Origin of the sequence: Shewanella glacialimarina (assembly GCF_020511155.1) — a bacterium.
GTDB lineage: Bacteria > Pseudomonadota > Gammaproteobacteria > Enterobacterales > Shewanellaceae > Shewanella > Shewanella glacialimarina.
Map to the genome: position 1 here is coordinate 2,222,502 of NZ_CP041216.1, position 14,806 is coordinate 2,237,307.

Here is a 14,806-nt window from a genome sequence, read left to right on the forward strand (position 1 = left end):
ATTTCTGTTACGTTATTTTACAGGTTAACTGCTTAATTATCACTTAAAAAAAAGGCCTCGTTTGAGACGAGGCCTTCACTATTACAGTTATGTAACTATTTGTTTGATAAACTATATACGTAAGCAGTTATTACGTGAACTTTCTCTTCACCTAATATATCTTTCCATGCTGGCATCACACCGGCACGACCGTATTTTATCGTATGAATAAAATCATCACGACTACTGCCATATAACCAAATATTGTCAGTTAAGTTAGGCGCACCGATGAACTTATTACCGCCACCGTCCATGCCATGACAAGCAAAACAGCCTTTCATAAATGAACCTTGGCCTTGCGCAGCAAGTGTTTCATCATGTTCACCACCAGACAGCTTAACCACATATTCAGCTAAACCTTTAAACTCGCTTTCTTCAATGGGTAAACCACCTTTAGGGGGCATCATGCCATTACGACCATTCATCAATGTAGTCTTAATGTCTGTTAATTCACCACCATACAGCCAGTCTTTATCTGTAAGGTTAGGGAAGCCCTTTGAACCACGGGCATCTGAGCCATGACATTGTGAACAGTTTTGTAAAAATAGACGACCACCTACTTTCAGTGCTTCTTCATTTTTTACTAGCTCTTCTAAAGGTGTCGCTAAATAGGCATCAAAAATTGGGCCGTATTTTTCGTCAGCATGTGCCACTTCACGGTCATACTGAGATAAACGGTTTTCAGCTTTTGCAGCTTCCAACGCAGCGGCAGAATCAATTTTTATACCTTGTTCTGTACCAATGCTTTGGTTTGAACTGGTCCAGCCAAATAGGCCTTTATAGTTACCAAGTCCTGGGTACATGGCTAAATAAATCAGACCAAAAACGATAGTAATATAGAACATATAAGCCCACCACTTAGGTAGTGGGTTATTGAGCTCTTCAATACCATCGAAACTATGGCCCATTGATTCGCCTTCTTCAATGCCGGTATTATTTTGCGACATTTTACGAAGGATGAAAAAACAGCCTGCAATCACGATTAGTGTGAGTACGGTAATCCAAATACTCCAGAAGTTACTCATAATCATTACTTCTGCTCTCCTGAGTCTTGCGACTTTGTTGGTTTTTCATCATCTGCGAATACTAAGTTAGCCGCTTCGTCAAATTTCGACTTGCTGTGCTTACTGTATGCCCAGAAAAAAATACCCACAAACGTCACCATTACAATAATGGTTAAAATGCCTTGAAAAGTGCCGTAATCCATCATTACCTCCTACTTGAGTGCGTGACCCAAAGACTGTAAGTATGCGATTAGTGCATCCATTTCTGTTTTGCCTTCAACCGCTTTTTGAGCACCGGCCAGTTCTTCTTCGGTGTAAAGTTTATCTTCAGGATGAAAATTACTTAAAATCTCCATTTTCTTCTGGGTCAACTTACCGTCTAAGATATTGTCCATAAGCCAAGGAAAACCTGGCATATTTGACTGAGGTACCACATCGCGAGGATTGATTAAATGCACTTCATGCCATTTGTCGCTATAACGACCACCAACACGTGCAAGATCAGGACCTGTACGTTTAGAACCCCATTGGAAAGGGTGATCCCAAACAGATTCACCAGCAACAGAATAGTGACCGTAACGCTCAGTTTCGGCACGTAAAGGACGGATCATTTGGCTGTGACAGTTATAACAACCTTCACGAACGTATATATCGCGACCTTCAATCTGTAATGCAGTATAAGGAATTAATCCTTCTACTGGCTCAGTGGTATCTTTTTGAAAGATAAGCGGGGTAATTTGCACTAAACCACCAAAACTAATGGCGATAACAGTAAATATACCGAGCAAACCGACATTTTTTTCAATTAACTCATGACTAAATTTCATCGTATCTGCTCCTTATGCTTTTGCTTCAGAAAGTGCTGGCAATGAATCTTTAGGTGCTTTAACAGTACGTATTACGTTGTATGCCATAATGAACATACCTGTTAAGAAGAATACACCACCAATAAAGCGAACGAAGTAGAAAGGATAAGATGCTTCTAAGCTTTCAACAAAGCTATAAGTCAATGTACCGTCAGAGTTAACTGCACGCCACATAAGACCTTGCATCACACCAGAAATCCACATAGAAACGATATATAACACAGTACCAATTGTTGCTAGCCAGAAATGCACGTTGACTAAATTAGTGCTGTACATACGACCGTGGCTAAATAACACAGGTATTAAATGATATAAAGAACCGATAGAAACCATTGCTACCCAGCCCAATGCACCAGAGTGAACGTGACCTACAGTCCAGTCGGTATAATGAGATAGCGCATTAACGGTTTTAATTGCCATCATTGGACCTTCAAAGGTAGACATACCATAGAAAGACAATGACACAACAAGGAAACGAAGCACGGGATCTGTACGCAGTTTATGCCATGCGCCTGATAACGTCATAATACCGTTAATCATTCCGCCCCAAGAAGGTGCGAACAAAATTAACGACATCACCATACCTAAAGACTGAGTCCAGTCAGGTAAAGCGGTGTAATGTAAGTGGTGAGGACCGGCCCAAATATACAATGCTATCAAAGCCCAAAAATGAACGATTGATAAGCGATATGAATAAACAGGACGCCCAGCTTGCTTAGGTACGAAGTAATACATCATACCAAGGAAACCCGCTGTTAATAAGAAACCAACCGCATTATGGCCATACCACCATTGCACCATTGCATCTACTGCTCCTGAGTAAATTGAGTATGACTTAGTCAGACTCACAGGAACCGCCATTGAGTTAACAATGTGTAACACCGCAACCGTTATGATGAATGCGCCAAAGAACCAGTTCGCCACATAAATGTGCGAGGTCGTTCTTTTAACAATAGTGCCAAAAAAGACTATCGCATAAGATACCCAAACAATGGTAATCGCGATATCAATAGGCCACTCTAATTCAGCATACTCTTTACCCTGGGTGAAACCCATAGGTAATGTTATCGCAGCAGATAGAATAATTAATTGCCAACCCCAGAAAGTAAATGCGGCTAATTTAGGCGCAAATAAACGGGTTTGACAGGTACGTTGTACAACATAGTAGGATGTAGCGAAAAGAGCTGAAGTACCGAACGCGAAAATTACGGCATTGGTGTGTAGTGGTCGTAAACGACTATACGTTAACCAAGGCGTGTCGAAGTTCAGTTGCGGCCAGATTAACTGAGCAGCAATCAATACACCTACTGACATACCAACAATACCCCACAAAACTGTGGTTAAGGCAAATTGGCGGACAATAGTGTAATTGTAATCAGCGCCTGTAGACTGGGAATGGTTCATCATAATGCTTCCACGGCTTATTACTTATTGGCAAAGTTAGACTTTACCGGTTGATTAGACAATATCTGCTTAAATAAGACTTACTGTCTTGTTTATCAAGTACTGTCAAGGTGTTGACACGCGAAATAGCTATCAAACGCGTGGTGGTGCAATGATACTTGAGCTAGATCAAAAAAGAAACTTAACTCGAGTGTAGAATCTTGATCTAGATCAATGTCTGAAAGATAATGTTATCAATTTGAATAATTAGGTTAAATATTGTGCTAGAGAAGTCACTTTTAGGTATTTTTTTATTTTCACTATGTTTTTTAATAGCATGCGACTCCAATAAAGTTGAAGTTGAATCATCTTTTAAAGCCGATACCAGTTTGTGCGACTTTTATACGGGGTCTTGTAATCAGAAAGTTGATAATGTTGAAGTTCAGCTAACATTTAAGCAGCCAAATGCACCAAGTGAATCACCAATAGATCTTTCAATACAATTTTCAATCCCGGTCACAGATGTCAAAATGACAGTGGAAGGACGTGATATGTTTATGGGTATTATTCCGGTCTTTTTACAAAAGACCAACTCTCAATCATTTGATGCTCAATTGATATACGGTTCTTGCAGCAGCAATTATATGATTTGGCGCGCAAACGTTTCATTTGAACATGAAGGTGTTTCTCGTTCTGTTTGGTTCGATTTTCTTGCTGATGCGCAACACAAATCAGCTAATTAACAATCTAACCAATGTGTTTTTATACTTTCAAATATTGTTATGTTATCAATAAACAAGGTTAATAAGCCTGGATCAAAATGGCTGGCAGAATTCTTTCTCATTTCTGCTAATACCTCATCTAAAGGCCAGGCTTCCTTGTAGCACCGTTTATGCGCTAATGCATCAAACACGTCAGCAATAGCCACAATTCTAGCAAAAATATGAATATCCGTGCCTGAAATACCTTGGGGGTAACCTGAACCGTCATATTTTTCATGATGTTGTAAGGATATAATTGCCGCGGCTTTTAAAATAGGTCGCTCTGAATTAGCTAAAATTTGATAACCAATAGTAGGGTGTTGCTTCATAATATCCCATTCATCACCATCCAATTTACCGGGTTTAAGCAGCACGTAATCTGGGGTGGCAATTTTGCCAACATCATGCATAGGGGAAGCGCGTTTAATTAAATCAGCGTCTCTTTCTGATAATCCAGCCAATAGCGCTAACTCATAGCAATATTCAGCCATACGTTTAACATGATTTGCGGCTTCCTTAGAGCGGCTTTCAACCACATCACCAAGACGCAGGATTAACTCAGATTGCGTATCTTCGACCTCTTGATTCAATAGTAAGTTCTCAAATGCCACCCCCACATTGATAGCAAAAATATCAACAAGCTTCTTATCAAGGTCACTAATTTTATCAATGCCGTCCATATATAAAATATTAATCCATTGACTTGACTTGGTTGGAAAGTAGCCAATAAAGCAATTATTTTCATAAAGACATTTTCTCTCATCTAATGCTTTATTGAGTAACGAGATAATATCTTCTGGTAATGCAGTTTCATCACAGCCTTGAAAGCGGCCCGTACCGGCAAGAATTTCAAAACTTTTACTGTCAACATGGCCACTAATTGCATCAATTGCGTTACATGTTAACAAAAGAGTCTCATTACTTAAATTAAGTAGCGATGCCACTTGATTCAATAATCCATCAGCAAAACGGTGTAAGGTACGTAGCTCAAATAAACCAGATGTTGCTTGTAAAACCCTTTCTAAACCTTGGCGATGTTGTGCCTGGGATATTCTGGCTTGCTCAATTTCCATAATATCTCGATAAGAGCGCAGGGCAGAGTACACACTGGTCATTAACTTGCGGGCATCAAGTTCAGCTTTAGCTTTATAGTCATTGATATCGTAATTAACAATCACATCTTCTTCTGGAGCTTGGCCAGGTTGTCCAGTACGTAAAATAATCCTCATGGTTCGATTATTAAAATCTTCACGGATCCATTTAATTAACTCTAACCCTGCATGATCACTTTCCATCACAACATCGATAAATGCTATCGCAATATCATTTTCTTGTTGTAACAACTCCTTAGCTTGCAACCCACTGTAAGCATTTATAAATACCAGAGTTCGCCCATCTAACTTAAACCGAGATAGTGCCAGTTTAGTCACTGAATGAATATCTGGTTCATCGTCAACAATTAGAATTTTCCAAGGTGGAAGCGATGGCGGTTGGTCTTTATTGGTTCTTTCTGAAAACAAAGGTTTTTTCTTCCCAATATCAAAAAGCATTTACTCACCTCTCTTACTGAAAATTGTGAAGATGAATCTATTTTTTAATTCAGATTAAGTGTAGACCAGATATGAATTAATAAAACAAAATGAATTTAAAAACGAAACTATTACAAAGTCACACAAATGCATTTGATAATCATTCTCAAAAACATATAATAGATTAATGACTCAGATGGGGATGAATATGAAAAACGTTAATATTGGTTTAAGTGAGTATAAAATTGCACAGTTGATTAACGAAGGTCACCTATGTGCCGCCGATATTCAGTGCTTAGATAAAGCAAGCAAACAGATTATTTGGCAGCTGTGCCTGTGGTGTTGTCAGAACAGAATTCATTGTCAGAACATCAGTTGTCATTCATCGCAAGTGGAGTCTAATAACGAGGCCAAAGTCTTGGTGTAGTCTTAGTCACATTCATATCCTTTCTCCAGTGCTGTAATATGGCTGAGCGTACTTATGATACTGATAAAGCATTGAATCTTTTATACGGGCGCCACAACAAATCGTTTCACATTCTGGCGCAGTAGCGGTTCAACACTCGAGTAAAGGTAGTCACGGGCAAGTCCAAGATAAACCCCTGCGACAATATGATGATTGTCATAAGCCGTCATGCAATGACCAATACGATTCGTTATTCATTGCATGTGAGCACTGCAACGGCCATTTGAGTTTAATCACAGAAGTAGCGCCATTTAGGCACAAATAGCCACTATCACCACACCCTCATATAACTGCGCACAATGTATATTATGTTAAATAGGATATTTGTGTATAACGAGGGTGCTTACCCGTGCCATCATCATGATATTCTTGATTGATAATCGGTAACTGGGTTTGGGTATAACCTTTCCACACGCAGTACTTAGTCCATAATTCTTGTGGTGATGGAAAGTCTACTAAGCGGATTTCTGTTTCGAGTTGGTGTGCTTCGCTAGTCCCCAGCTTGGTTTTATCATGGAAGATAAAGCCATCGCCATTGGATGCAAAAATAAAAGGCACTTCAAGTAAACGGGCATAATCTAGCCCCTGCTGCATGCCTTTACCCACTTCATGCTTGTTTGCTTTAGCTTCAATAACAGCCAGCGGCATACTGGGTTTGTGATACAGCACGATATCAGCAGACTTAACCGTTTTGCGCACACCCAATTGACCGCGCACAATGACTTTACCATCGCGCAATTTCACCTCTTGGCGAATTTACGACATATCATCCCACCCAGCATTTTTGATCGCTGGCATGATAAATTTAGAGATAATATCGGTTTCGGTAAGCTTGGCTTTATTGATACTCATACGAGATCTAGGTCCTTCTAGCGCTATGGCAAACGGCAATCTACTGATTTTGCCACAAAGCCTGAGTATCACCAATGATTACATGCAGATACAGAACTTAAAAATGTAAAAACGTGATGTTGAGTAAACATTTAGATTGTTGGATGTTAACGAAGGATCTTGATATTAGATTGTACATAATATGGTTTCACTAGGTTTTCTCATTAATAAAACGACACTCGAGTTGTACTCATCAAGTCAAACAGGAATTTATGAGTTATTAATCTTCCATCCAATCTATATTCGGTAGTGCATCCAAATGCTGGCCATAACGTCTTTCGTTAAAAGAGGCACCATTTTTCATGACATCGAAAACTTCGATAGCCAACGCGCAAGCCATCAATTGAATAGCGTCTTCACGCGGTGTACCTGTCATGACTAAACGCATCAGGGTTTCTTTTACTTTTTTAGGTTCACTGTCGGCGATTTGATTTTCGACGACTTCAATCAGTGTTTCTTCAGTCATGTAACTGTCTTGCTGCTTATCCATTATAACGACTCTGTTTAAAATACTTAACGCCATTATGCCGCAAGCATGGTGCAAGCAATAGCGTAAACTCCGAATTATTCGAGCCTTGTCGTCACTAATGTAACGTCAAGGTTGAGTAAAATTTACCTGTGTTGATAATCTGATTGGATTTTGTGCACCGTAACGACATTTTTTGTGACGACAATATCATCGACTAACACTTTTATCTTCGTTTCGGAATGTTCAGCCTGTGCAAGTTACCTTACGATTTTTAAATTAACTTATTCTTTAGCACTTAATGAGTGGCAAGCTTTTCCAGTCGGTTGTGTATTGCGGCGTCAGTAATTCTCGTCGCATGGCCCATTTATGTTCAATGCCTTGAGCGGCTACAAATAAGGTGTCTGTGCCATAGCGTTGATTGATAGCATCAAGCGTTTTCATTAATGCTGGATTAGCTTTAGGTGGGTTAAATAAATCGAATTGGGTGTGTTTTTCACAGCTTAAATCAAGCAGACCTACGCCAATTTTGTAATAGCGAATACCGGCTCTAAATAATTTTACTGCTGCGTTGCTCATGGCCTGGGTTAACTCTTTGGTGCAATTTGTCGGGCACGCAAATGATACGAGTACTTTGAAGTTGACGGGATGGTCATCATAGGGTGAGTTACTGGCAAACAGCATCATTGTTTTGCAATGTGTTCCCTGCTTGCGTGCCTTTACCGCCGCAATACCAACATGTTTACTTAATGCTTGCAGCAATGAGTCATAATCAACAATACGCTCACCGACACTGCGGGTAGAAAAAATTTGTTGCTTATCTGCCCTCGCCTCATCCCATACTTTACATACCAGACCGTTTAACTCACGCACTGTACGTTCAATTTCAATGCTGAATTGTTTACGTGCTAAGCCTGCGGGCATATTAGCCAGTTCAAGTGCACTATTGATATTCATTAAAGCTAATTTTTTACTAATACGCCGACCCACTCCCCAAACATCACCGGCACTCATTGATTGTAAAATAGCTATTCGCTCAGGCTCGTTATCAATCACACAAACACCTTTGTAGGCTTGTATTTTCTTCGCGGCATGATTGGCCACTTTCGCTAAGGTTAAGGTGGGTCCCATGCCCACGCAAACCGGCAGACGCGCTTCTTTCCATACTGCACGACGAATTAATTGACCCTGGGTGCGTAAACATTGAATGGCGGGATAACACTGCTTGAATGAAAGAAAGCTTTCATCGATGGAATACACATGCTGTTCGGGGGCAAAACGGCCAATGATACTCATCATTTTCATCGATAAATCGGCATAGAGTTCGTAGTTACTTGAGCAGGCTATAACGCCTTTTTGTTGACACAAGTGCTTAACCTGGAAGTAAGGCGAAAACTTTGGTACGCCCAGCTCTTTAGCCTGACGGTTAGCCGCAACTATGCAGCCGTCGTTATTACTCAACACTATAATGGGTTTACCGCGCCAGTCTGGACGAAAGACCTGCTCTGCACTGCAATAAAATGAATTAGCATCAACTAAAGCAAACATGGTTAACTCACCTGGGGCGAGCTGGCCAGTAAAGGGCTTTGGCGATGACAACGAATAGAGCGAATCACCACGCCTTCAATATTGAATGAATCATAATAGTTTATCGCTTGCGGCTGATATAACTCATTAGATGATAATAATAACCTGCGGTTTTTATCCAGAATTTTACACACAAACTCACCATTAAAATTGGCAACAATCACATCACCATGACGGGCGGTTTCATGGCGATCAACAATCAATAGGTCGCCATAAAAAATACCGACGCCCTGCATTGAGTCACCACTTGCGACACCAATAAAAGTGGCATTAGGATGTTCAATCAATAGTTCATCTAGGCTTAACGATAACTGTAAATACTCAGATGCAGGACTTTCAAAACCGGTAATCCCCGCACTGGCATGAATAGGAATAATGCGCATAACAAACACCACTGTATAAATATACAGTTATTGTATTATATTGAAGGATTATTGCCAGTTTTTAATTAAAATCAAAAAATCATCACCCAATTTTTTAGCTTTAGGGCAAGACCGATCAACAAGGGAATTTAAGTCGGAGGCGATTTATGACTGGTCTAAACCGCGCATATTTCATAGAGAATAGAGGCTTTACAGCGTAAACTGTTTGTTTATGTTTTTGATAAAGAGAGCCAGATCCGTGATTAAATTCTCTGTTGATACCCACGCACACACCATAGCTTCAACCCACGCATACAGTACTGTTCATGAGTATTTTTCGATAGCCAAAACCAAAGGCATTAAACTTTTTGCTATTACCGATCATGGGCCTGATATGGCAGATGCGCCCCACTTTTGGCATTTTGTGAATATGCGAGTATTGCCAAGAATTGTGGATGGTGTTGGTATGCTGCGCGGTATTGAAGCGAATATAAAAAATGATCTAGGTGAAATTGATTTTTACGGCAGCTATTTAACCGATCTCGATATTGTCTTGGCGGGTTTTCATGAGCCGGTATTCCCACCATCTAGCCAAGAAGCGCATACACAAGCACTTATCAATTGCATTGAAAGTGGCCACGTTGACATCATTACCCACCCCGGAAATCCGTCATATCCGATTGATATCAAAAGGGTTGCGAAAGCCGCCGCTGAGCACAATGTCGCGCTTGAAATTAATAACTCGTCTTTCTTAACCTCTCGTAAAGGCAGTTTAGCTAACTGCACTGATATTGCGAGTGCAGTGAAACACGCTGGCGGATTATTAGTGATGGGATCGGACTCTCACGTTGCATTTAGCTTGGGCGGCTTTGAAAAGTGCATTGAAGTTATTGATGCAGTGGATTTTCCAATCGAGCGATTATTAAATCGCAGCCCTGAAGCATTACTGTCATTTTTAACGGCAAGAGGCCACACCAATTTAGATGAATACGCGGAGTTAATCGATTCGCCATAAAATGAGTCACTACATCAGCTTTAGTCTGCGTATGTGGTGAGTGTTATGGCGTTTATTGGGCGCGAGTAATGAATTGAATATTGAATAAAAATCCCATTAAAGTGCTCTTTAAATGGGATTTTTATCATCAATTTGTCGCTGAGCTTATCGCTGACAGTATAGCTCGCGTAATAGATTAGTTTTGGGTTAAAAAACGTTGTTTAACTGCTTCAGCCATTAAGTGTGGTGGAATTAAGCCTTGTTCTAGCACGAAGTTATTAAAGGCTAAACGGTCAAATTTGTCACCCAGGGCCAATTCAACATCGGCTCTTATTTCAAGTAACCTTGATAAACCATAAAAGTAGCTGCCCGCCTGTCCGGGCATACGCATGGTATAACGGTCTACTTCTTGTTTTACTGCGGCTTTTGAGAACACCACATCATTGCTTAATAAATTGTAAGCTTGCTCTTTGGTGGTTAACCCTAAATTTAGCATCGGGTCTAACATGGCACGGGCGTTACGTAATAGGCGATGTTGCAAGGCGATGAGTTGGCCTTCAATGGGTAAATAAGGCAGCATTTCAGCTTCAGCATAAAGTGCCCAACCTTCTACGTTGACGCTATTAAACGCATAATACACTCGAGCCAATGACACACCTTGCTCTAACATGACGGCAAATTGCAGTTCATGCCCAGGTCGGCCTTCGTGAGCACTTAATGTGTACGCAACCGCGTTAAAGTTAAAGTCATCATAAGCGGCATCGCCACTTAATGCCGGGTTGCCGGTTGTCAGTACAAATTGACCTTGCTCGCCAGTGTTACCAATAAACGGGGGTGGCAACATATGCGGTGCTGGGCTGCCCGCAGCCTCTGCATCGCTGGCAAGACGCATAATCATATTACGTTTTGGTAAGTCGACAACAGCTTGCGCAGTAATAATGCCTTCAAGTTTAGTGTTAATTTCGCGATAGTGGTTTTCAATTTTATCGTTGGCTAATGAGTCATTTTTAAGCGCTTTAATCACATCGCGATAATCACTCGATGGCATATCAAACTTTGCTGCCACTAACGGAGCCAAAGCTTGCATGTTCGCTTTGGTGATCATGTAACTTGCTTTAGCACGTTCAATGAGCAAGTTTGGGTCTATATCAATTCCTGCGCTTTTAAGTTTTAACGCATAAATTTCAGAGGGCAATTTATAGTCAGTGCGCGCATGAGGAATAACCGTTTTTTCAGCCCATTGACGGTAATCTGTAATTTGTTTTTTTAACAGCGCTAAATTATCGTCGGCTTGACTGAAGTCATTTTTATCAAATAATTGCTGTAAACCTTGCAGTAAGGTGTCGGTTCTGGCTAATGCTTGTTCTACTTCTTCTTTAGTTGGGCCGAGTAATGCTTTATTGTTTAACGCGGTTTCAAACAAGGTTTTTGCTTGCTCAGTTAATGCGGGTTGACCGGTTTTACCGACATAACAAGCCAAACGCGTTATAGCGGCTTGTTTGCGGCTGTCAGCCATTTGCTGATCCAATAATGCCGATACCCCTCTAAAAATAATTAATGGGACATCAACCCAAGGTAACATGTACTTATCATCTAACTGGTCTGCCAAAATGGTCTGGTCAATATCGTCGATAATAATATTAAGATCTTGGCGAACAGGTAACAGAGTTTCTGTTTCCAGTGCTTTTAGTAAGGTTTTCTTACTGTTATTAAGCGTTTTAATGTACTTATCTTGTTGTGCTTTGGTAATACTGCTACACAGATTGTCGGCTTCTGAAATACCTATTGAGCTGGCCATTTCGGGTTGAAACTGGCTGGTTATCTGGATCTGTTTATTGGTGTATTGATTACTCACATCAACCCAAGTACTCGCAGAAGCAGTCATTGGAATTAACATCAGCAATGGGATAATTGTGGTGGGTTTTTTGCCTGACATCGACTAAATCCTTTTTATTTGGCCTTTATTTCGGCTTATTATTTTAGGCGATTACTATAACTGAATTTCAGCACCAATAGATAAACACCCAGTTAGCTATTCTGTAACGAATCGTTATCAATACTGAATTGTAAGCCGAGTGGCACGTCATCTCAATTTGCTTGCTTTATCGCAAGTTTGATGCACTTTTCATCAATACACTTAATCACCAAGGGTAGATATAGGTACATAGATTTTTGCGTGATAGAACACTTTTAATATGAAATGAAAATGCACTATTAATATTGAATAAAGAACTGAATGTTAACATGCATATCGAACGTCATATTTTTGATCGTTAAGGTATCTTTGCGTTAAATGATAAATTGATAACATCAGTTTTAATCAACATCACTTTTTAGGGAATAACACCATGTATATGATAGTTAAACACGCCCATCTGACAATAATTGCACTGACGTTTCTATTTTTCATCATCAATTTTGTGCTAACGATGAGAGGTTCAGACAAGGTAAATAACAAACTGCTTAAGGTCGGTCCACATGTTTTGTACACGCTATTTATCTGTAGTTTTATCTACCTTGTTGTGGTCAACCCACTAAACTTATATCCATTTGTAAACGGCTGGGCCTCTTCTAAATTAGGCGGCTTTGTCTTATATATAATGTCTATTACTTTGGCTCTTAAGTGGGCAAAGTCAACCTTGTGGCGTGTAGTGGGTTTACTGAGTGCCATATTTTGGCTGGTGATGAGTGCACGATTAGGGTTTGCTGATCATCTTAAATCAAAAGGTATTGTTGAAAATGCCAATGTTTATTTTGATTTAAGCCAGTCGATACTAACAACTATTGCTTAGGTCTGTGCTATAACAAGGAGCTGCACAACGAGTGGTGCAGCTCATCAATATTAGTCATCCTAAAACAGATCTTTAGAGCAACCTGGCCATTTTGACATGGGAGCTTTTTACCTAACGATAGGTGTTACCCGAAGGTCATTGAGTTTGTTGTTTTCTATATGGCTGATGATAAAACATTAATGTCTTACCCACACTTAACCTGTCTTTATCGGTCATATTATTCCAGCGAGTGATCTGCTCGACACTGACTTTATATACTCTGGCGATGCTCCAAAGTGTATCGCCATACTGAACTGTGTGGTTACCGTTAACGGCGGTTTCATCTTTAGGTGTTCGAACTGTATTTTCCATTGTGGGTTTATTAGATGAAACTTGAGCTGATTTCGCGGCGGCCAGTTCTACATCGAGTATTACTTGCGACGTTAAATGTGGCATGAAAAGTATTTGGCCTGCGATAATTTTATCGCCACTGATGTCATTCATTTCTTGAATTTTAGAGACGCTGATTTGATGACGTTTAGCAATAGAACTTATATTGTCACCTGCTTTTATCTGATATTTAAACCATTTAACTCTTTCACTAATGTCGGTGTCTTCAAGCGCTTTTTTAAACTGGTTTACTTTACTGACTGGCACAACCAATTGATGTGGTCCATCGGGTGATGTTGCCCAGCGGTTAAACCCCGGGTTTAACTTTTGCAGTCGAGTAATGGGTATATTCGCCAGGTCTGCTGCTACAGCGATATCAATTTGACTACCGACATCAATCACTTCAACGAGCGGTTTATTAGGAATTGATTGAAGGTTAATGCCATAGTGCTCGGAATGTTTTATGACATCTGCAATTGCCAGTAATTGCGGTACGTATTGCCTGGTTTCTTTGGGTAAAGGTAAAGACCAAAAGTCGGTACTTAAGCCTCTGGCTTCATTGTATCTAATAGCCTCTCGTAATCGCCCTTCACCCGCATTGTATGCTGCTAATGCGTACAACCAGTTGTCAGTTTTTTTATACAAGTATTCCAACATATCTAATGCTGCAGTTGTGGCTGCGGGCACATCTCTTCTGCCGTCATACCACCAATTCATTTCTAATCCGAAATGACTGGCCATGGGAGAAGTAAACTGCCATAAACCTGATGCATCGGCGCTGGAATAAGCAAGTGGATTAAAAGAGCTTTCAACCATAGGTAATAAAGCCAGTTCTATGGGTAAATCTCTATCGTTAAATTCTTCAACAATTAAATATAAAAATGGTTTCGCACGTTGTGAAATACGTTCTAGATGCTGTGGATTATTGATATACCATTGTCGATATTGATTAACTAACTGTTCATCTGGAATAGGGATATCCATCGAAAAGCGGATACGTTCCCACACATCACCACTATCTTGATATGGGCGACGGACTAAAGACTTAGGCACTTTTGATGATGTTGTATTATTAAGATTACGAGAGATTTTTTCTGTTTCGACATCTTTAACCGTCACGGTTTGGCATCCACTTAACAGGATAAAACCTGTAGCAATAACAAAAATTGATGTTCTCAATTAAAGATCGTCCTTGGCAATGGCGTCGATATTTATGTGATTCGATCGCAAAATTTTTAAACAAAAAGTCTGGCATTGTAATTGAGTTTCATTTTTCTAGCCATATGTTTAACAGCCT

Annotated in this window: 15 protein-coding genes and 1 pseudogene; 4 read left to right on the forward strand and 12 right to left on the reverse strand. The window is 40.1% G+C overall.

Annotated features, from left to right (window positions below):
• Positions 1-95 precede the first annotated feature (95 nt).
• From ccoP to ccoN, 4 genes are read right to left on the reverse strand one after another with little or no spacing between them, the layout of a single operon-like run.
• On the reverse strand, positions 96-1,064 hold the full coding sequence (gene ccoP, locus FJ709_RS09675; protein ID WP_226415773.1) for a cytochrome-c oxidase, cbb3-type subunit III: 969 nt from the start codon (positions 1,062-1,064) through the stop codon (positions 96-98).
• Between the two features lie 5 nt (positions 1,065-1,069).
• On the reverse strand, positions 1,070-1,246 hold the full coding sequence (locus FJ709_RS09680; protein WP_226415775.1) for a cbb3-type cytochrome oxidase subunit 3: 177 nt from the start codon (positions 1,244-1,246) through the stop codon (positions 1,070-1,072).
• 9 nt (positions 1,247-1,255) lie between these two features.
• Positions 1,256-1,870: a cytochrome-c oxidase, cbb3-type subunit II gene (ccoO, locus tag FJ709_RS09685; protein WP_226415776.1), complete on the reverse strand. Its 615-nt coding sequence runs from the start codon at positions 1,868-1,870 to the stop codon at positions 1,256-1,258.
• Positions 1,871-1,882: 12 nt separating this feature from the next.
• Positions 1,883-3,316, reverse strand: a complete 1,434-nt coding sequence (gene ccoN, locus FJ709_RS09690) for a cytochrome-c oxidase, cbb3-type subunit I (protein WP_226415778.1) — start codon at positions 3,314-3,316, stop codon at positions 1,883-1,885.
• A 257-nt stretch (positions 3,317-3,573) separates the two neighbouring features.
• On the opposite strand from ccoN, the gene FJ709_RS09695 reads away from it, so the two are divergent.
• A complete protein-coding gene (locus FJ709_RS09695) occupies positions 3,574-4,035 on the forward strand; it encodes a hypothetical protein (RefSeq protein ID WP_226415780.1) in 462 nt (153 codons plus the stop codon).
• On the opposite strand, the gene FJ709_RS09700 is transcribed toward FJ709_RS09695, so the two are convergent.
• Positions 4,032-5,603 (reverse strand): DUF3369 domain-containing protein, encoded by a 1,572-nt coding sequence (locus FJ709_RS09700; protein ID WP_226415782.1) that lies wholly within the window; start codon positions 5,601-5,603, stop codon positions 4,032-4,034. The genes FJ709_RS09695 and FJ709_RS09700 overlap by 4 nt on opposite strands.
• Before the next feature lie 187 nt (positions 5,604-5,790).
• Here FJ709_RS09700 and FJ709_RS09705 point away from each other — a divergent pair, with 187 nt between their 5' ends.
• A complete protein-coding gene (locus tag FJ709_RS09705; protein ID WP_226409877.1) occupies positions 5,791-6,009 on the forward strand; it encodes a hypothetical protein in 219 nt (72 codons plus the stop codon).
• A gap of 80 nt (positions 6,010-6,089) precedes the next feature.
• Here FJ709_RS09705 and FJ709_RS19600 read toward each other — a convergent pair whose 3' ends face one another.
• The 5 genes and pseudogenes from FJ709_RS19600 to FJ709_RS09725 form a co-directional block, all read right to left on the reverse strand.
• Positions 6,090-6,218, reverse strand: coding sequence for a hypothetical protein (locus FJ709_RS19600; RefSeq protein WP_264177942.1), 129 nt, complete (start codon positions 6,216-6,218; stop codon positions 6,090-6,092).
• Positions 6,219-6,369: 151 nt separating this feature from the next.
• Positions 6,370-6,900 (reverse strand): annotated as a pseudogene (locus FJ709_RS09710) (type I restriction endonuclease); the annotation flags it as partial.
• Positions 6,901-7,159: 259 nt separating this feature from the next.
• A complete protein-coding gene (locus tag FJ709_RS09715; RefSeq protein WP_226409878.1) occupies positions 7,160-7,429 on the reverse strand; it encodes a hypothetical protein in 270 nt (89 codons plus the stop codon).
• A 267-nt stretch (positions 7,430-7,696) separates the two neighbouring features.
• On the reverse strand, positions 7,697-8,953 hold the full coding sequence (locus FJ709_RS09720; protein ID WP_226409879.1) for a Y-family DNA polymerase: 1,257 nt from the start codon (positions 8,951-8,953) through the stop codon (positions 7,697-7,699).
• Between the two features lie 2 nt (positions 8,954-8,955).
• Positions 8,956-9,375: a LexA family protein gene (locus FJ709_RS09725; protein ID WP_226409880.1), complete on the reverse strand. Its 420-nt coding sequence runs from the start codon at positions 9,373-9,375 to the stop codon at positions 8,956-8,958.
• Positions 9,376-9,616: 241 nt separating this feature from the next.
• On the opposite strand from FJ709_RS09725, the gene FJ709_RS09730 reads away from it, so the two are divergent.
• Entirely contained in the window at positions 9,617-10,369 is a 753-nt protein-coding gene (locus FJ709_RS09730; protein ID WP_264177980.1) for a phosphatase, read from the forward strand.
• A 175-nt stretch (positions 10,370-10,544) separates the two neighbouring features.
• On the opposite strand, the gene FJ709_RS09735 is transcribed toward FJ709_RS09730, so the two are convergent.
• A complete protein-coding gene (locus tag FJ709_RS09735) occupies positions 10,545-12,284 on the reverse strand; it encodes a DUF885 domain-containing protein (protein WP_226409882.1) in 1,740 nt (579 codons plus the stop codon).
• A 412-nt stretch (positions 12,285-12,696) separates the two neighbouring features.
• On the opposite strand from FJ709_RS09735, the gene FJ709_RS09740 reads away from it, so the two are divergent.
• Entirely contained in the window at positions 12,697-13,140 is a 444-nt protein-coding gene (locus FJ709_RS09740; protein WP_226409883.1) for a SirB2 family protein, read from the forward strand.
• A gap of 135 nt (positions 13,141-13,275) precedes the next feature.
• On the opposite strand, the gene FJ709_RS09745 is transcribed toward FJ709_RS09740, so the two are convergent.
• Complete coding sequence (locus FJ709_RS09745; protein ID WP_226409884.1) at positions 13,276-14,688, reverse strand: LysM peptidoglycan-binding domain-containing protein; 1,413 nt, start codon at positions 14,686-14,688, stop codon at positions 13,276-13,278.
• Positions 14,689-14,806: the final 118 nt, after the last annotated feature.